16 protein-coding genes and 1 tRNA gene are annotated in these 17249 nt (G+C 68.6%); 10 read left to right on the top strand and 7 right to left on the bottom strand.

Annotated features, from left to right (window positions below):
* Nucleotides 1-229: hypothetical protein (locus MOX01_RS12845; RefSeq protein WP_230979369.1), on the top strand; the 229-nt coding region annotated here is incomplete at its 5' end.
* Between the two features lie 4 nt (nucleotides 230-233).
* On the opposite strand, the gene MOX01_RS12840 is transcribed toward MOX01_RS12845, so the two are convergent.
* Nucleotides 234-1169, bottom strand: coding sequence for an HAD family hydrolase (locus tag MOX01_RS12840; protein ID WP_141370018.1), 936 nt, complete (start codon nucleotides 1167-1169; stop codon nucleotides 234-236).
* A gap of 207 nt (nucleotides 1170-1376) precedes the next feature.
* On the opposite strand from MOX01_RS12840, the gene MOX01_RS12835 reads away from it, so the two are divergent.
* The 5 genes from MOX01_RS12835 to MOX01_RS12815 all read left to right on the top strand — a co-directional run bounded on the left by MOX01_RS12835 (nucleotide 1377) and on the right by MOX01_RS12815 (nucleotide 7441).
* Nucleotides 1377-1586, top strand: coding sequence for a heavy-metal-associated domain-containing protein (locus tag MOX01_RS12835; protein ID WP_046746404.1), 210 nt, complete (start codon nucleotides 1377-1379; stop codon nucleotides 1584-1586).
* A complete protein-coding gene (locus MOX01_RS12830) occupies nucleotides 1586-2548 on the top strand; it encodes a DUF8832 domain-containing protein (protein ID WP_141370016.1) in 963 nt (320 codons plus the stop codon). Before MOX01_RS12835 ends, MOX01_RS12830 begins: the two co-directional genes overlap by 1 nt.
* A gap of 64 nt (nucleotides 2549-2612) precedes the next feature.
* Complete coding sequence (locus MOX01_RS12825) at nucleotides 2613-4940, top strand: heavy metal translocating P-type ATPase (protein WP_141370014.1); 2328 nt, start codon at nucleotides 2613-2615, stop codon at nucleotides 4938-4940.
* A 19-nt stretch (nucleotides 4941-4959) separates the two neighbouring features.
* Nucleotides 4960-5220: a YHS domain-containing protein gene (locus tag MOX01_RS12820; protein ID WP_046746401.1), complete on the top strand. Its 261-nt coding sequence runs from the start codon at nucleotides 4960-4962 to the stop codon at nucleotides 5218-5220.
* A gap of 70 nt (nucleotides 5221-5290) precedes the next feature.
* Nucleotides 5291-7441: a heavy metal translocating P-type ATPase gene (locus MOX01_RS12815; RefSeq protein WP_141370012.1), complete on the top strand. Its 2151-nt coding sequence runs from the start codon at nucleotides 5291-5293 to the stop codon at nucleotides 7439-7441.
* A 119-nt stretch (nucleotides 7442-7560) separates the two neighbouring features.
* On the opposite strand, the gene MOX01_RS12810 is transcribed toward MOX01_RS12815, so the two are convergent.
* Complete coding sequence (locus tag MOX01_RS12810) at nucleotides 7561-8055, bottom strand: DUF1269 domain-containing protein (protein ID WP_046748216.1); 495 nt, start codon at nucleotides 8053-8055, stop codon at nucleotides 7561-7563.
* 270 nt (nucleotides 8056-8325) lie between these two features.
* Here MOX01_RS12810 and gad point away from each other — a divergent pair, with 270 nt between their 5' ends.
* Both gad and gadC read left to right on the top strand, forming a co-directional pair.
* Entirely contained in the window at nucleotides 8326-9696 is a 1371-nt protein-coding gene (gene gad / locus MOX01_RS12805; protein WP_230977873.1) for a glutamate decarboxylase, read from the top strand.
* Nucleotides 9697-9703: 7 nt separating this feature from the next.
* The gene (gene gadC / locus MOX01_RS12800; RefSeq protein ID WP_141370008.1) at nucleotides 9704-11242 is read left to right on the top strand and encodes a glutamate/gamma-aminobutyrate antiporter GadC; all 1539 of its coding nucleotides are present in this window, start codon (nucleotides 9704-9706) and stop codon (nucleotides 11240-11242) included.
* 3 nt (nucleotides 11243-11245) lie between these two features.
* Here gadC and nhaA read toward each other — a convergent pair whose 3' ends face one another.
* From nhaA to MOX01_RS12785, 4 genes are all read right to left on the bottom strand, one after another.
* The gene (gene nhaA, locus MOX01_RS12795) at nucleotides 11246-12523 is read right to left on the bottom strand and encodes a Na+/H+ antiporter NhaA (RefSeq protein WP_141370006.1); all 1278 of its coding nucleotides are present in this window, start codon (nucleotides 12521-12523) and stop codon (nucleotides 11246-11248) included.
* Nucleotides 12524-12589: 66 nt separating this feature from the next.
* Nucleotides 12590-12763 carry a hypothetical protein gene (locus tag MOX01_RS19215; protein WP_164734097.1) on the bottom strand — a complete coding sequence of 58 codons (174 nt, stop codon included), beginning with the start codon at nucleotides 12761-12763 and terminating at the stop codon, nucleotides 12590-12592.
* Nucleotides 12764-12933: 170 nt separating this feature from the next.
* Nucleotides 12934-13006 (bottom strand) — tRNA-Arg (locus MOX01_RS12790).
* Between the two features lie 16 nt (nucleotides 13007-13022).
* Complete coding sequence (locus MOX01_RS12785; RefSeq protein WP_141370004.1) at nucleotides 13023-13838, bottom strand: SGNH/GDSL hydrolase family protein; 816 nt, start codon at nucleotides 13836-13838, stop codon at nucleotides 13023-13025.
* Between the two features lie 92 nt (nucleotides 13839-13930).
* Between MOX01_RS12785 and argS the strand changes: the two genes are divergently transcribed.
* Nucleotides 13931-15595: an arginine--tRNA ligase gene (gene argS, locus MOX01_RS12780; RefSeq protein ID WP_046748220.1), complete on the top strand. Its 1665-nt coding sequence runs from the start codon at nucleotides 13931-13933 to the stop codon at nucleotides 15593-15595.
* 40 nt (nucleotides 15596-15635) lie between these two features.
* Nucleotides 15636-16484, top strand: coding sequence for an LmeA family phospholipid-binding protein (locus tag MOX01_RS12775; protein ID WP_141370002.1), 849 nt, complete (start codon nucleotides 15636-15638; stop codon nucleotides 16482-16484).
* A 17-nt stretch (nucleotides 16485-16501) separates the two neighbouring features.
* Here MOX01_RS12775 and MOX01_RS12770 read toward each other — a convergent pair whose 3' ends face one another.
* The gene (locus MOX01_RS12770; RefSeq protein ID WP_141370000.1) at nucleotides 16502-17248 is read right to left on the bottom strand and encodes an alpha/beta fold hydrolase; all 747 of its coding nucleotides are present in this window, start codon (nucleotides 17246-17248) and stop codon (nucleotides 16502-16504) included.
* Between the last annotated feature and the right edge of the window lies 1 nt (nucleotide 17249).

Below are 17249 nucleotides of genomic sequence, written 5' to 3'. Positions count from 1 at the left end.
GGGGGGGGGGGGGGAGAGAAAGAGAGAGACCAACAACTGGTACCCGGACCTGGTCGAGGACAACCACTTCATCGAGGCGCCGGCCACGCCGGAACAGGGCTACCACCTGTCGAAGGACCTCGCCGACCAGGCCCTGAAGATGATCCGCAATCAGCAGGCTTCGAATCCTTCCAAGCCCTGGTACCTCTACCGCGATCTCGAGCTCGAGGCCGCGGCCATGCTGTCGTGAGTGATCAGGGAGCCGCGGGGAACACCGTCGCCCAGTCGTCTTTCACACTGACCACCGTGTAGCCCTTGTCGTCGGCGCTCGCGAGGGCCTTCTCCGCGCCGGCGTCATAGGGGGTGTCACCGCGTGACGGGTCGTCGTGGTGGATCAGGATCGCGAATCCGGGGCGGGGCCCACGCCGGGCGAAGTCCATCATCGCGGTGTCGCCGTTCGAGTTGCCGCCGACGAACAGCGGGCGCCTGCCGATGCGCGTCCAGATGCGGACGGGTTTCTCCGGACCGTCGTCGAAGAAGGCGAGGGAGGAGGAATACCGCACCGTCGCGTCCGCATCGTCCCATGTCAGGCCGAAGGCCGATCCGACCACGCGCTCCGGAGGGATACCGTAGTTCGCCTTCGTCATGGGACGCATGAAGTCGCGCTCGCCGCCGGAGACGATGTAGCAGGTGAAGCCGTGGTGCTCCAGGTATCGGAGCAGCTCGACCATGGGCTGGTAGACCGTCTGGGAATAGGGGCGCTTCAATGTCGGGTGCTGAGCGGTGCGATAGAACTCGGCCACCGAACGCGCGTAGTCCTCGACGCTCATCCCGTGCGTGAGCCCGACGAGCGCCTGGATGATGATCGTCAGATCCGAGTCGTCGCCACCGTAGTGCTTGTCGATCGCCGTGCCCAGCCAGCCGTAATCGCCGCTCACGGCCGCGAGGTAGGGCTGGCGCTCGGCGAGCTCGGGTGTGCGCTCGGCGGCGGCTCGCCACTGCTCGACGACATAGTGCAGTTGGGTGATCATGGGCTTCTCGGGCCACAGCGTCCCGTCGTTGTCGAACACGGCGATCCGCTCCTCGACCGGGACTGCGTCCGGCCCCACGGTCACGGCGGCGACGAAATCCTCGATGTCCGTGCGGGTCGGAGTGTCGCGCCACGAAGGCAGGGAGGGGTGTCCGGTCATGTCAGATCCTCGCTTCTCGCCGAGTGTCGGCAGCGGGTCCAGGCTGTCATCCCGCCGCGTGACCGAGACGCTTCGATCACCCCCGACGGGCGATGCGCGCGCTCGGCGAGACGAGCGCGCCCGGTTGACGGGAATACCCCTGGAGGGTATAGGGTTGGCGTGAAGGAGTACCCCACCCGGGTATGCGAGAACGAAAGAGGAACCGTCATGAGCACGAGCGAGTACCAGGTGAGCGGGATGAGCTGCGGCCACTGCGAGGTCGCTATCCGCAGCGAGGTCGGCCAGGTTCCCGGAGTCGACTCGATCGACGTCAGCGCACAGACCGGCAGGCTCGTCGTGACGAGCGCACACCCGCTCGACGATGCGGTGATCCTCGCAGCCGTCGACGAGGCCGGATACCAGGCGGTGCCGGCCTGATGAACACCGCTGGCCGTCTCGGCCTCTACGGCGCGGGACTCGTGATGGTGTTCGGCATCGCATTCGCCGCGGCGGGCGCCATCGTCCCGGACAGTGCGGTTACGTCCTGGATGGGACGCGCGGGCGCCGGTCATGACGGGCCGTCCCCGCAAGGCGCAGAGCAGAACACTCAGAGCGGGATGGACGAGGAGATCGACGTGAGTGGAGTGACCATCGCCGCATCGGGATACGCCATGGGCGTGGTCGAAGCGCCGGACGCAAGCGGAGTCGCGGGGGAGCTGTCCTTCGTGATCCGGGACGCCGCCGGCACCCCCGTCACCTCGTATGAGACCGCACACGGCAAGCAGCTGCACCTGATCGTGGTGCGCAGTGACGGCAGCGGGTACCGCCATGTCCATCCCGAACGGGACGAACACACGGGCACGTGGTCGCTGCCGTGGACCTGGGATGCGGCGGGAACCTACCGCGTCTATGCGGACTTCACCGCGACGGGCGGGACGCCGGTGACACTTTCACGGACGGTGGACATCGCGGGCGTTTTCCAACCGCGTCCCCCGACCGGAACCGAGAGGCGCGTGGCCGTCGACGGCTTCGACGTGTCGATCACCGGCGCCCTCGTCGCCGGTGCTGCGAGCGAGCTGACCGTCGAGGTCAGCCGAGACGGCGTGCCCGTCACGACGCTCGAGCCCTACCTGGGCGCCTTCGGCCACCTCGTCGCGCTGCGGGAGGGAGACCTCGCCTACCTGCACGTCCACGCGCACGGCGATGAGCCGGCTCCCGGCGACGTCGCCGGCCCCGAGGTGGTCTTCACCGCCCAGACGCCCACCGCGGGACGATACCTGCTTTACCTCGACTTCCAGGTGGAGGGGACGGTGCACACCGCAGCGTTCGTGCTGGACGCGGAAGCTCCGGCCGACGGGTCGTCGACGGGCACGGGCGAAGACGAGCACGACGAGCACTGAAGCCGTCCACAAGAAGTGCGCTTCCCGCCGTCGTACGGGCAGCGCGAGGATCGAGGAGATCACCATGACGGACACGCAGTCCGCAGCCGCACCGACCAGCGTCGAGCTGGAGATCGGCGGCATGACCTGCGCATCGTGCGCGATGCGGATCGAGAAGAAGCTCAACCGGATCGACGGCATCACCGCGACCGTGAACTACGCGACGGAGAAGGCCAAGGTGACCGCACCGGAGGGATTCGACCCGGCGCTGCTCATCGCGGAGGTGGAGAAGACCGGCTACACCGCCGTTCTCCCGATGCCAGAAGCGAAGACGCCCGCCGGCGAGGTGACCGACGCGTCGGACGCGGAGTTGACCAGCCTCAGGCACCGGCTCGTCGCCTCGATCATCCTGACCGTGCCCGTCATCGCGATGGCGATGATCCCGGCGCTGCAGTTCACCTCCTGGCAGTGGCTCTCGCTGGCTCTGGCCGGACCCGTCATCGTGTGGGCGGCGTGGCCGTTCCACAAGGCGGCGTGGACGAACCTCCGGCACGGCGCTGCCACCATGGACACGCTGATCTCGATGGGAACGATCGCCGCACTGCTGTGGTCGCTGTACGCGTTGTTCTTCGGGACCGCGGGGGCACCCGGCATGACGCACCCGTTCGAACTGACCGTGGCACCCAGCGACGGTGCGGCGAACATCTACCTCGAGGTGGGCGCCGGGGTGACGATGTTCATCCTCGCCGGGCGCTACTTCGAGAAGAGGTCCAAGCGCCAGGCCGGGGCGGCACTGCGGGCGCTGCTCGAACTCGGCGCAAAAGACGTCGCCGTGATCCGCGACGGCATCGAGACGCGGATCCCCACCGCCGACCTGAAGCCGGGAGATGAGTTCGTCGCGCGCCCAGGAGAGAAGATCGCCACCGACGGCATCATCGTGTCGGGGACCTCAGCGGTGGACGCCTCGATGCTCACCGGTGAATCGGTGCCGGTGGAGGTGGGCGAGGGGGATGCCGTGACCGGCGCGACCGTCAACGCGGGCGGTCGTCTGATCATCCGTGCCACGCGCGTCGGATCCGACACGCAGCTGGCGCAGATGGCGAAGCTGGTCGAGGACGCGCAGACCGGGAAGGCCGAGGTGCAGCGGCTCGCCGACCGTGTGTCGGGGATCTTCGTGCCCATCGTCATCGCGATCGCCATCGCCACGCTCGGAGCCTGGCTCGGAGCCGGATTCCCGGCGTCGGCCGCCTTCACCGCCGCTGTCGCCGTCCTCATCATCGCGTGCCCGTGTGCACTCGGTCTCGCGACGCCGACCGCGCTGCTGGTGGGAACGGGACGTGGCGCGCAGATGGGCATCCTGATCAAGGGTCCTGAGGTGCTCGAGTCGACCCGCAAGGTCGACACGGTGGTGCTCGACAAGACCGGGACCGTCACCAGCGGCAGGATGACACTCACCGCGGTGCACACCGCGGCGGGGGTCGACAGGCGCGAGCTGCTCCGCCTTGCGGGTGCGGTGGAGGATGCCTCGGAGCACCCGATCGCGCAGGCGGTGGCGAAGGCCGCGACCCAGGAGATCGGAGCGCTCCCCGCGGCGGAGGACTTCGTCAACGTCGAAGGCAAGGGCGTCCAGGGCGTCGTCGACGGACATGCCGTGCTGGTGGGCCGTGAATCGCTGCTGGCGGAGTGGTCGCAGCATCTGCCCGCCGACCTCGCTTCGGCGAAGGCGGAGGCGGAGAGTCGGGGCAAGACGGCCATCGCCGTGGGATGGGACGGGGAAGCCCGTGGTGTGCTCGTGGTGGCCGACACCGTGAAGCCGACCAGCGCGCAGGCCATCTCGCAGCTGAAGAGTCTGGGGCTGACGCCCATCCTTCTCACCGGCGACAACAGAGCGGTGGCCGAGCAGATCGCGGCGGAGGTCGGGATCGCCGAGGTGATCGCGGAAGTGCTGCCGAAGGACAAGGTCGACGTGGTCACCCGGCTCCAGCGCGAGGGCAAGGTCGTCGCGATGGTCGGCGACGGCGTCAACGATGCGGCCGCGCTCGCCCAGGCCGACCTGGGGCTGGCCATGGGCACAGGCACCGACGTCGCGATCGAGGCGAGCGACATCACGCTCGTCCGCGGCGATCTGCGCAGCGCCGCGGACGCGATCCGCCTCTCGAGACGGACACTCGGCACGATCAAGGGCAACCTCTTCTGGGCCTTCGCCTACAACGTCGCGGCGATCCCGCTCGCGGCCCTCGGTCTGCTCAACCCCATGCTCGCCGGTGCGGCGATGGCGTTCTCCAGCGTCTTCGTCGTCGGCAACAGCCTCCGGCTGCGCTCCTTCCGGAGCCAGGCGGCGGATCCCTCTCCGGCACGGAGCGGTGCGGCGCAGGATCGCGCGGCATCGGTCTCCACGCCCGGAACCCGTTGATACCCCAGAGGAGAATGTGATGTCCGATTCCCCCGCAGCCTCCTGCTGCAGCGTGAACAGCACCACCGCCGTGTCCGCCGATGGACGCAAGGACCTGCTGGCGCCCGCAGCCGGGGACATGGCGGAGTGTCCGGTGATGGTCGGCAGTCCCGTCGTCATCGCGGATGCCGAGGCCGCCGGCCTGTTCCGCGACTACGAAGGCACGCGCTACTACTTCTGCTGCGCGGGGTGCGGGCCGGCGTTCGACGCCGACCCGGCGAAGTACGCCGCCGCTGCCTGAACGTTTCACCCGTGCGGGGGCGCACACCCGTGGCCCCGCACGGCATCGATCTTCCGAGGAGGAGAGGGTGATGAGCACTCCGCACCACGACCACACCGCGCATGAGGCGCACGGTACCGCCCAGAGCGAGCCGGGAAGCCCCGACCGTCCGCAGGGCGCAGCTGCGCATGCGGGCCACGACTCCCATGCGGGTCACGACTCCCATGCGGGTCACGGCGATCACGCGGGTCACGGCGGGCACGGCGATCACGTGGCCCAGTTCCGGCGACTGTTCTGGATCATGCTGGCCCTCGCCGTCCCCACCGTCGTGCTCTCCGGCATGTTCGCGATGATCCTCGGTTACACCCTGCCCGACGTGCCGGGCCTGGCCTGGGTCTCACCCGTGCTGGGAACCGTGATGTACGTGTGGGGAGGCAAGCCCTTCCTCACGGGTGCCGTCAGCGAGATCCGTTCGCGCAAGCCCGGCATGATGCTGCTCATCGGGCTCGCGATCACTGTCGCATTCCTCGCGTCGTGGGGAGCGAGCCTCGGCGTCCTGCACCACGAGCTCGACTTCTGGTGGGAGCTCGCGCTCCTCATCGTGATCATGCTGCTCGGACACTGGATCGAGATGCGATCGCTCGCGCAGACGACCTCTGCTCTCGACTCGCTCGCGGCACTCCTGCCGGACGAGGCGGAGCGTGTGGAGGACGGGCAGGTCGTCGTGGTCTCACCAGTCGACCTCCGGGTCGGCGACATCGTGATCGTGCGGCCCGGCGGAAGCGTGCCGGCCGATGGGCGGATCGTCGACGGACGTGCGTCCATGGACGAATCGATGGTGACAGGCGAGTCCCGCACGGTCACTCGCGGCAGTGGCGACCAGGTCACCGCCGGCACGGTCGCCACCGATTCGGGGCTGCGGGTGGAGATCACGGCGACCGGGGACGACACCACGCTGGCCGGCATCCAAAGACTCGTGACCGAGGCGCAGAGCTCGTCCTCGCGCGCTCAGCGCCTCGCGGACACGGCAGCGGGATGGCTGTTCTGGTTCGCGCTCGGATCCGCGGCGATCACCGCGATCGTCTGGACACTCGTCGGCTTCCCCGACGCCGCCGTGATCCGCACGATCACGGTGCTGGTCATCGCCTGCCCGCACGCCCTGGGCCTGGCGATCCCGCTCGTCGTGTCGATCGCGACCGAGCGGGCGGCTCGCGGTGGCGTCCTGGTCAAGGACAGGCTCGCGCTGGAGAGCATGCGCACCGTCGATACGGTCCTGTTCGACAAGACCGGGACACTCACCAAGGGCGAACCGACCGTGTCGGAGGTCTCGGTCTCCGGCGGGCATGACGCCGACCGGGTGCTGGCGCTCGCCGCCGCCGCCGAGGCCGACAGCGAGCACCCTCTGGCGAAGGCGATCGTGCGCGCCGCGGCCGAGAAGAGACTGTCCGTGCCAGCGAGTCGCGACTTCACGTCGTCGCCGGCGGTCGGCGTGACGGCGACCGTCGACGGGACGACGGTGCGCGTCGGCGGCCCGCACCTGCTGACGGAGGAGCGGTCCGACGAGCTTCCTGTCGCCGAGCAGTGGCGCGAGGACGGTGCGATCATCCTGCACGTGGTGCAGGACGGGCAGGTGATCGGGGCGCTGAAGCTCGCCGACGAGATCCGTCCGGAGTCGCGCGAAGCCGTCGATGCGCTGCATGCCCTCGGGGTGCAGGTGGTCATGATCACCGGCGATGCGGAAGCCGTCGCGCACACGGTCGCGGCAGATCTGGGCATCGACCGGTTCTTCGCGGGCGTACGCCCCGAGGACAAGGCCGCGAAGGTGCAGGAGCTGCAGCACGAAGGTCGCAAGGTCGCGATGGTCGGCGACGGCGTCAACGACGCACCCGCACTCGCGCAGGCCGACGTGGGCCTGGCCATCGGTGCCGGAACGGATGTCGCGATCGCGTCGGCGGGAGTCATCCTCGCCAGCGACGATCCGCGTTCCGTGCTCTCGGTCATCGAGCTCTCGCGCGCGGCCTACCGCAAGATGAAGCAGAACCTGTGGTGGGCCGCGGGCTACAACCTGCTGTCCGTCCCGTTGGCTGCGGGTGTGCTCGCGCCCATCGGCTTCGTGCTGCCGATGTCGGTCGGGGCGATCCTGATGTCGCTGTCGACGATCGTGGTCGCGCTCAACGCCCAGCTGCTGCGGAGGCTCGATCTGCGGCCCGAGGTGACGACCCGCGCGATCCTCGATCGCTGAGGCCGGGCGGACGCGAAGAAGGGCCCCGCTCCAGGAGCGGGGCCCTTCTTCCTCGACGGTGCTGGCTTCCTCGACCGTGCTGGTTTCCTCGACAGTGCTGGCTTCCTCGACAGTGCGGGTCAGCTCGCGCCGCCGAGGTCGTGGATGAGCTCCTTCTCGTCCTCCGCCGAGAGGGAGGTCTGCACGACGGTGCCCTTGAACGGCGCGAGAGCGGCGGCGAACTTGTCCTCCGTGATCTTCGTCGCGTAGACGACGACGGCGGACTTGCCCTCGGAGACCGCGTTCTTCACTCGGTCCCGGAACTCGGCGTCGATACCGGTCTTGTCCAGCCCGGCGAACAGCGCGCCGAAGAGGCCGCCGAACAGCAGCCCGGCGAACGGGACGAAGAAGAGCAGACCGATCAGCATGCCGAACAGCGCGCCTCCAGCGGCACCGACGCCGATGTTCCCCGCTGCACCCGGGTACTCGACCTTGGTCTTGCCCTTCTCGTCGACCTTCACGAGCGCCAGGCCCGCGAGCTCGACGACCAGATCGTTCTGCAGCGACAGGATCTCGTCGTAGGCACCTTCCGCCTGTGGCTCGCTGTCGAACGAGATGACGATGAGTTCAGCCATGGATGCTTCCCTTCTTCGGGCTGAGTCGACCGCCCTCAGCCGATGATCTCGGGAGTCCACTCCGCGGCGGAGCCCCGCTCCGCACATGCTAGGCACGTCACTTCGGTGATCGTCCCGCTCCGCCCCGAATTCACCCGGGGGAGCTTCGATGTGGCCGAAAGTGGAGTGGCGCGGCGTCGTCGCTCTTGGGATAGTGGTCGGCACACGGCCAGCGATGGGATCGAGCGTGTCGCTGGCTGTACGCCGACAGCGATGCGAAAGGTCACGGACATGAGCACTCCCTCCAGCGCCGACCAGCCGATCTTCACGAGGCCGGGGGAGGCGACGCTCACCTCGCGCCACGTCATCCCGCCAGGGGAGTCGCTTCCCGATACGGCGAAGCAGATCGTGGAGGACGAGACGATCCTCGACGGGAACGCGCGCTTGAACCTCGCCACGTTCGTGAGCACGTGGATGGACGACGACGCGAAGCAGGTCTATGCCGCGTCTTTCGACAAGAACATGATCGACAAGGACGAGTATCCGCAGACGGCGGCGATCGAGGACAACTGCTGGCACATGCTGGCCAACCTCTGGAACGCGCCCGATGCGGAGAAGAGCATCGGTACCTCGACCATCGGGTCGTCGGAGGCGTGCATGCTGGGCGGTCTCGCCTTCAAGCGGCGCTGGCAGCAGGCTCGGCGCGCGGCGGGCAAGGATGCCTCGAGTCCGAACATCGTGATGTCCTCGGCCGTGCAGGTGTGCTGGGAGAAGTTCTGCAACTACTTCGACGTCGAGCCGCGCTACGTGCCGATCAGCGAGGAGCACAAGACTCTCGACGGTCACGACCTGGCGAAGTATGTGGACGAGAACACGATCGGCGTCGTCGCGATCATGGGGGTCACGTACACGGGCATGTACGAGCCGGTGGCCGAGATCGCCGCCGCTCTCGACGAGATCCAGAAGAACACGGGCCTCGACATCCCCATCCACGTGGACGGGGCATCGGGGGCGATGATCGCGCCGTTCCTGCAGCCGGACCTGGTGTGGGACTTCCGCCTCGAGCGGGTGCATTCGATCAGCACGTCAGGGCACAAGTACGGGCTCGTGTATCCGGGGCTCGGCTGGGTGGTGTGGCGGGAGGCGCAGTGGCTCCCGGAGGACCTGGTGTTCAAGGTGAGCTACCTGGGCGGGGAGATGCCGACGTTCGCGCTGAACTTCTCGCGGCCGGGGGCTCAGGTGGTGCTGCAGTACTACCTGTTCCTCCGTCTCGGTTTCGAGGGGTACCGCGCTGTGCAGCAGGCCTCCCAGGACGTCGCGAAGTACCTCTCCGCGGGGATCGCGAAGCTCGACGCGTTCGAGCTCTGGAACGACGGCAGCGACATCCCGGTGTTCGCGTGGCGTCTGAAGGACGGACACACGAAGAACTGGACGCTCTACCATCTGCAGGATCGGCTGCGGATGAAGGGCTGGCTGATCCCGGCGTATCCGATGCCCGCCGACCTGGAGCGGATCACGGTGCAGCGCATCGTGGTGCGCAACGGGCTGAGCATGGACCTCGCGGAGGAGCTTCTGCAGGCGATCGCGACCGAAGTCGCCTACCTCGACGCACTCGAGTCGCCGATGCCGACCGAGAAGCCCCAATCGGCCTTCCACCACTGAGCCCACGATGTCCACTTCGAACACGGGTGCCACTCCCGAATCGACTCCGGCAGCGGGGCCGACGCGCCCCACAGCCGCGCGCACGTCGGCAGCCACGCAGGTGTCGCGGCCGGCTGTCGCCATCCTCGGGGTCGGCCAGCTCGCCCTGCTCACCCTGGTCGTCGTCGCCAGTCTGCGCTCGCTTCCGGCGATGGCGACGTACGGCCTCGGCAGCATCATGCTGTATCTGATCCCCGCGATCGTGTTCCTGGTGCCGACGGCGCTGGTCGCCGCAGAGCTCGCCACCGGATGGAAGGGCGGCATCTACGTCTGGGTGCGGGAGGCGCTCGGGAACAGGTGGGGATTCACCGCGGTGTGGCTGCAGTGGATCCAGAACGTGGTGTGGTTCCCCACGCAGCTCGCTTTCATCGCGGGTGCCCTCGCGTTCGTGTTCATGGATCCGTCGTTGTCGAGTTCAGGCTTCTTCACGGCGGTCGTGATCATCGTGTTCTACTGGGGTTCGACTTTCGTCACCCTCCGCGGTGGCAACCTCTTCGCCAAGCTCGGCTCCTGGGGCGGCATCCTCGGCACGCTCCTGCCGGCCGCGCTGCTCATCGTGTTCGGTGCGATCTGGGTGTTCAGCGGCGAGAAGAGCCAGGTCCCGCTCGAAGCATCGGCGATCATCCCTCCTTTCACCGGCCTGGCGTCCATCGTCCTGATCGTGTCGAATGTGCTTGCGTACGCCGGGATGGAGGTCAACGCGGTCCACGTGAACCAGATGAAGGACCCGGGCAAGGGGTATCCCCGCTCGGTGTTCCTCGCCGCCGGTCTGATCCTGCTCGTGTTCATCCTTCCGACGTTGGCGATCTCGGTCGCCGTCCCGTCGAAGGAACTGGGGCTCACGAACGGCATCATGCTCGCCTTCGGTGTGTACTTCGATCACTGGGGCATGGGATGGGCGACGGCAGCCGTCTCGGCGCTGATCGCCGCCGGCGCGCTCGCCTCCGTGATCACCTGGGTCGCTGGGCCTTCGAAGGGTGTGCTCGCCGCCGCCGAGACGGGCCTGCTTCCACCGATGCTGCAGAAGCGCAACAAGGCTGGGGTCCAGTCCGGGATCCTGATGCTCCAGGGCACGATCGTGACGATCCTCGCTGCGATCTTCATCGTGGTCCCGAACGTGAGTGCCGCGTTCGTCGCACTGATCGACATGGCGGCCGCGCTGTACCTGATCATGTACATGCTCATGTTCGCGTCGGCGATCGTGCTGCGTCGCAAGGAGCCGACGGTGCACCGCGCGTACCGCGTCGCTGCGCTGCCGCTGGTCGCCGGCATCGGCTTCGTCGCGTGTCTTGCGGCATTCCTGCTCGCCTTCATCCCGCCCGAGGGATTCACCGCCTTCCCTCCCGCGGCCTATCCGTGGGTCGTCGGCGCTGTCATCGTGGTGCTGGGCGCACCACCCCTCGTGTTCTACGCGATCCGTCGCCCGTCCTGGGACCGTCGACCGCCGGATGGAAGCCTGTTGAGCGACGCCCATCCGGAGGCCACGGTCTCACCGGAAGGTCGGTGAGGGTCACTCGACCCGACGCGCCGCTCGGGCCAGCGCATTGCGCCGCGCCAGGATAATCCCGCCGAGGAGGGCTGCGACGAACGACCCGACCAGCACGCCGATCTTCACGTGCTCGTCCGCGACCGAGCTCGACCCGTAGGCGAGCTCGCCGACCAGCAGCGACACGGTGAAGCCGATTCCCGCGAGGAACGCCATGCCGGTCAGGTCGGGCCAGCGGAGCGTCTCGTCGAGACGCAGAGCGGGGATCCGGCTCAGCAGGAAGGTCGTGACGAGGATGCCGACCGGCTTGCCGGCGACCAGTCCCACGACGATGCCGATCGTGATCGGGTCGGTGAACGCCGATGCGAGTCCGTCCCATCCGCCGACCGTGACGCCGGCGGCGAAGAACGCGAACACAGGCACCGCGAACAACGTAGCCACGATGCCCCACCGGTCGGCGAGGTGCGCGGCCATGCCGTCGTACATCGGACGGCCGTCCGCGTCGGTGCCCGTGCGCACCCGGGCGCGCTCCGTCGCGGTGACAGGCACGACGAAGCCGAGCAGCACGCCGGCGACCGTCGCGTGGACGCCGGACGCGTGGATGCACACCCACACCGCGATGGCGAGGGGCAGGAGGAGCCACCATGCGCGCACGCCCTTCGTCACCAGGGCGGCGAATCCTGCCAGGGGCAGCAGCGCGAGGATCAGCCACGGGAAGCTGATGCTCTCGGTGTAGAAGGTCGCGATGATGGTGATCGCGATGAGGTCGTCGATGATGGCGAGGGTCAGCAGGAACACACGCAGCGCGGGCGGCAGGAACTTGCCGACGACAGCGATCACGGCCACCGCGAACGCGATGTCGGTCGCGGTGGGTATCGCCCAGCCACGCAGCGCATCCGCACCGCTCGCGGCGTTGATGAGCACGAAGATCAGCGCGGGCACCACCACTCCACCCACGGCCGCGGCGATGGGGAGGGCGGCGCGGCGAGGATCGCGCAGGCGTCCCGCGACGAACTCCTCCTTCAGCTCCAACCCGACGACGAAGAAGAAGATCGCCAGGAGTCCGTCCGACGCCCACGCGCCGATGCTGAGCTCGAGATGCAGCTCGGGGACGCCGAAGGTGAAGTCGCGCACGGACTCGTACCAGGGCGCGGCGGGACTGTTGGCGAGGATCAACGCGGCGAACGTGGCCGCGAGCAGAAGCGAACCCCCGAGCACGTCGCTGCGTGCGTTGGAACGGATGCCTTGCCACAGGGCGTGCGGGGCGAGGGAGAAGCGGGCAGGGGAAGGATTCGGGGACACGGAAAGACCTCACGCGAGAGAAGGGGTGAATGGCGCAGAAGACCACAGCCCCGTTCGAGGCGTGGTCTAGTTCCGTGGCGGCGGGCAGCCGGCGATCTCGCCGTGCGAGAGAGTGCCCCAGACGCTGGTCCACCCGTTCGTGCCCGGGTGCATGATGATCCGCATCCACTCCCTCATGGGCGTCGCCGAACGCAGACGGTGCGGGGCACGCGTCGAACCGGCGATCGAGAGGAGGGGCACGGCAACAGCCTATCCGGAAGGCCTGGGAAGATCCGCGGGGCCTGCGCACGTTCGGCCGCCGCGGACGTTCGGCAGCCGCTGATCCCGGGCGGTTTCGCAGCTGAGCGCGAACCGCCAGTCGAGGCGAAACGAGAGAAGGCCGCTCCGAAGAGCGGCCTTCTGCTGATGTGTGCCCCCGACAGGAGTCGAACCTGCGACCTACGGTACCGGAAACCGGCGCTCTATCCACTGAGCTACGGAGGCGTACCGATCGACAATATCACTCGTCGGGGGTGGTCTCCGACCCACCGGCCTCCGTCATGGGCGCGGCGCGCAGCTCGTCGAGGGCGGCGGCCAGCTTCTCGGCCAGGTATCGGTGTCCATCCGTGGACGGATGCTTGCGGCCGACCTCCACGTCGATCACGTCGAGATAGTTCTGCGCGGTGATCCAGGCCTGGGCGATGGGGGAGATGTACCACCAGCCGCGCGCTGCGGCGAGCTCCGCGAGGTCGGTGTCGATGCGGGCCGTGGTCGCACCGACGGGAAGCTCGTGCGGGGCCGGGCCGAGCACCACGATCGTGGCCTTCGGGTAGAGGGCGGCCATCGCGTCCCACGCGGCGTTCACGGCCTCGCGGTATCCGGCGGCACCCTGGGCACGGTCGTTGATCGAGCCCTGCATGATCACGAGGTCGGGCGACAGCGACGGGTCGAGTGCGGCGATGCGCTCTCCGAACGTCGGTCCGTCGATACCGGGCTTGAGGTATCCGCTCCCGCGGACGCCGTCCACGATGGTCCGGCCGCCGAGGAGATCGGCGAGGAGATAGGCGTAGCCCTGCGTGGGGAGGGCGGCCGCCGAGCCGTACGTCCAGGAGTCGCCGAACACCAGGACAGTGGGGTTCTCCGGGAGGACGAGCGGTGCCGGCGCGATGACCGCCGATGCGTCCGATTCGCCCGCTGCGGCCGCGCTGATCGGGGCGGCGAGAGGGGCGGGAACCCACGGGCGCCAGACGCCGATAGCCACGGCTGCGACCGCCACGATCAGGCCGGCGGTGATCGCGGCGACACCCCGGCGGCGGCGGGCGGCGGCTGGCTTCATGTGATGAGAGTAGATCACGGGAGAGCGAACGCGAATTCCTCCCGGTCCGTGCCGTCGGCCGGCGTCGTCCTGCCCCGTAAACTGAGGGGGCTATGAACCCCGAAACCCTCGCCGCAGCCCTCCTCGCCGTCCTCGCACCCATCGCGGAGGAACGACGCCCCGGCGAGCCCCTGGAGCTCTCCGCATCAGACATCGTGCTCGAGCGCCCCCGCAACCGCGACCACGGCGACTGGTCGTCGAACATCGCCATGCGCCTGGCCAAGCCGCTCGGCACGAACCCGCGTGAGCTGGCTCAGCAGATCGCCGACGGTCTCGCCGGCGTCGACGGCATCGCGAGCGCCGAGGTCGCGGGCCCCGGATTCATCAACATCCGCCTCGACGCTGCAGCCGCCGGTGCGCTGGCGAAGGTCATCGTCGACGCAGGGGACGCGTACGGGTCGAACGACTCGCAGGTGGGCCAGAGCATCAACATCGAGTTCGTGAGCGCGAACCCGACCGGACCCCTCCACATCGGACACACGCGCTGGGCCGCTCTCGGCGATGCGATCGCCCGGGTGCTCGCCGCGTCGGGTGCCACCGTCGCCAGGGAGTACTACATCAACGACGCGGGTGCGCAGATGGACCGCTTCGCGAGTTCCGTCCTCGCCGCGGCGAAGGGAGAGCCGACCCCGGAGGGCGGCTACGCGGGAAGCTACATCGGCGACCTCGCGGCGCGCGTGCTCGCTGCGCGTCCCGACCTGCTCGAACTGCCGGCCGACGAACAGGTCGACGTCGCCCGCGAGCTCGCCTACGCCTACCAGCTCGAAGAGCAGAAGCAGTCGCTGTCGAAGTTCAACGTCGACTTCGACGTCTGGTTCTCCGAGCGCACCCTGCACGCCAAGAACGATCAGGGTGTGAGTCTGGTCGACCAGGCCGTCGATCGCCTGCGCGAGCAGGGGCATGTCTTCGACCAGGAGGGCGCCGTCTGGGTGCGCACCACCGACTTCGGTGACGACAAGGACCGCGTGATCCGTCGCTCGAACGGCGAGTACACGTACTTCGCCGCCGATGCGGCCTACTACCTGAACAAGGGCGACCGCGGCTTCCAGGACAAGATCTACCTGCTCGGCGCCGACCACCACGGCTACGTGCACCGCCTCAAGGCGATCGCCGGCGCGGCGGGGGAGGACCCCGAGAAGAACGTCGAGGTGCTCATCGGGCAGCTCGTCTCGATCGGCGGTGCCCGTCTCAGCAAGCGCGCGGGCAACATCATCGAGATGGACGATCTGCGCGAGTGGCTCGGCACCGACGCGCTGCGCTACTCGCTGGAGCGCTCTCCTGCGGACTCGCCGCTCGCCCTCGATCCCGAGCTTCTCCAGAAGCGCACGAACGACAACCCCGTGTTCTACGTGCAGTACGCGCATGCCCGCACGCATAACGTGGCACGCAACGCAGTCGCGTCCGGCGTCGACCGCTCCGAGTTCGCGCCCGAGACTCTCACCCACGAGACCGAGAGCGCGCTGCTCGGAGCGCTGCAGGAGTTCCCGCGGATCGTGGCATTCGCCGCCGAGGTGCGCGAGCCGCATCGGGTCGCCCGCTACCTCGAGGAACTCGCCGGTCTGTACCACCGCTGGTACGACAACTGCCGCGTCATCCCGCTGAGCGACGACCCCATCGAGAGCGTGCATCGCACCCGTCTGTGGCTCAACGACGCCACCGGTCAGGTTCTGCGCAACGGACTCGACCTGCTCGGGGTCTCGGCGCCGGAGCGCATGTAGTGCAGGCAGGCGTGCGTCGCCGTGGGGCAGGATGGCAGGCATGAGCGACGACAACCACACCCGGCCCTACCCGGACGCGGCGACGGAGCACCCGACCCTCGTGATCCCGGGTTCGGCATCCGATGAGGGTGCAGACGCCCCGCAGCAGAAGCGGCGGCGGTGGCCGTGGGTGCTTCTCGTCGCGGTCGTCGTGCTCGCGCTCCTGGTCGTCGCGGCGGAGCTCATCGCACGCGCCGTGCTGCCTGGCGTCGTACGGTCGATCGTCGTCGAGAAGCTCGACCTCCCTGCCGACCAGCAGCTCGACGTCGAGACGCAGGGACTCCTGCTGCCCCAGCTGATCGGTGGCACCCTCGACACCCTGCATCTCTCGACCGATTCCGTGACGCTGGACGGGATCACGGGCGCCGCGGATGTCACGGCGACCGGTGTTCCGCTGCGCGGGGGCGACCTCGGCGGCGCTTCCGGCACGGTCCGCGTCGACCAGGAGCAGTTCACGACGCTCCTGGCCGGCACCGATTTGCCGGTCGACTCGGTGGAGTTCACGGCGCCGAATGCCACGGTGAGCGGTTCGATCAGCGTGCTCGGAGCCGCGGTGCCGCTCTCCCTCACCCTCACACCCGGCACCATCGACGGTGACCTCGAGCTCACGCCGGTCGGCGTCAGCATCGGCGGACTCGACGTCGACCTCGACCGGGTCGGTTCCACCCTCGGCGCCCTCGGGGAGGGACTCACGCAGCCCCAACGGGTGTGCATCGCCGATCAGCTGCCCTCAGGACTCACGCTCACAGGGATCGAGATCGTCGACGAGGCGGCCGTGATCGACGTCGACGTGAACGGCGCGATCGTCACCGACAAGGCTCTTCAGAGCAAGGGCAGCTGCCCGAGCTGACGGGCAGCGGTCTCGGTTCACGGGGAGTCGCTGGCGCTGAGCATCGCTTCGATGCGGCGGGCGAGCCAGGCGGGTCGTTGCAGGGGAATGCCGTGCCCGCAGCCATCGACGGCCTCGAGGGTGCTGTGCGGCAGTGAATCGTGCAGGAGCGCTGCCGAGCGCTTCATGAGCGACTTCTCCCCGGCGCCGACCAGGATCGACGCGGCTCCGGTGTAGGTCCGCCAGCTGGCAGGAGGCGTGAAACGGAGATTCTCCTCGACGGAGCGCAGGAGCGTCTCGCGCGAGATCGCGGCGGATGTGCGCACATAGTCGGCCAGGAGCTCGTCTGGGATGAACAGCTGCCGTGCCTGCAGCCGGGCGAACCACTCCTTCGACGCGAGACCGGCGGTCGCTCCGAGAAGCGCGAGAGTGGGGCGGGTCATCCGCATCGGCATGGCCTGGGCGCTGATGACGACGACGTTCCGCACCAGTTCGGGAAAGTCTGCGGCGAGCTGCACGGTGAGCTGTGCGCCGAGGGAGAATCCGACGACGGTCGCCGGTCGGCCGACCTTCTGCAGCACGCCGGCGAGCGCGGCGACCGTGACCGCGTGGGAGTCGTAGGTCGCATCCGTGCTGCGTCCGTGGCCGGGGAGGTCGGGGACGATCGCCCGCACGCCGCTGTCGATGTGGGTGCGGACGGGCTCCCACATCCACCCGGCCACTCCGCCGCCGTGCAGGAGGAGCAGCGGCCGGCCGGCCGGATCGCCGAAGGTCGCGACATGCATG

The sequence above is a fragment of the Microbacterium oxydans genome (genome assembly GCF_006540085.1).
GTDB lineage: Bacteria > Actinomycetota > Actinomycetes > Actinomycetales > Microbacteriaceae > Microbacterium > Microbacterium oxydans.
Note: the sequence above shows the minus strand (reverse complement) of the source record. Positions and strands in the feature narration are given on the sequence as shown.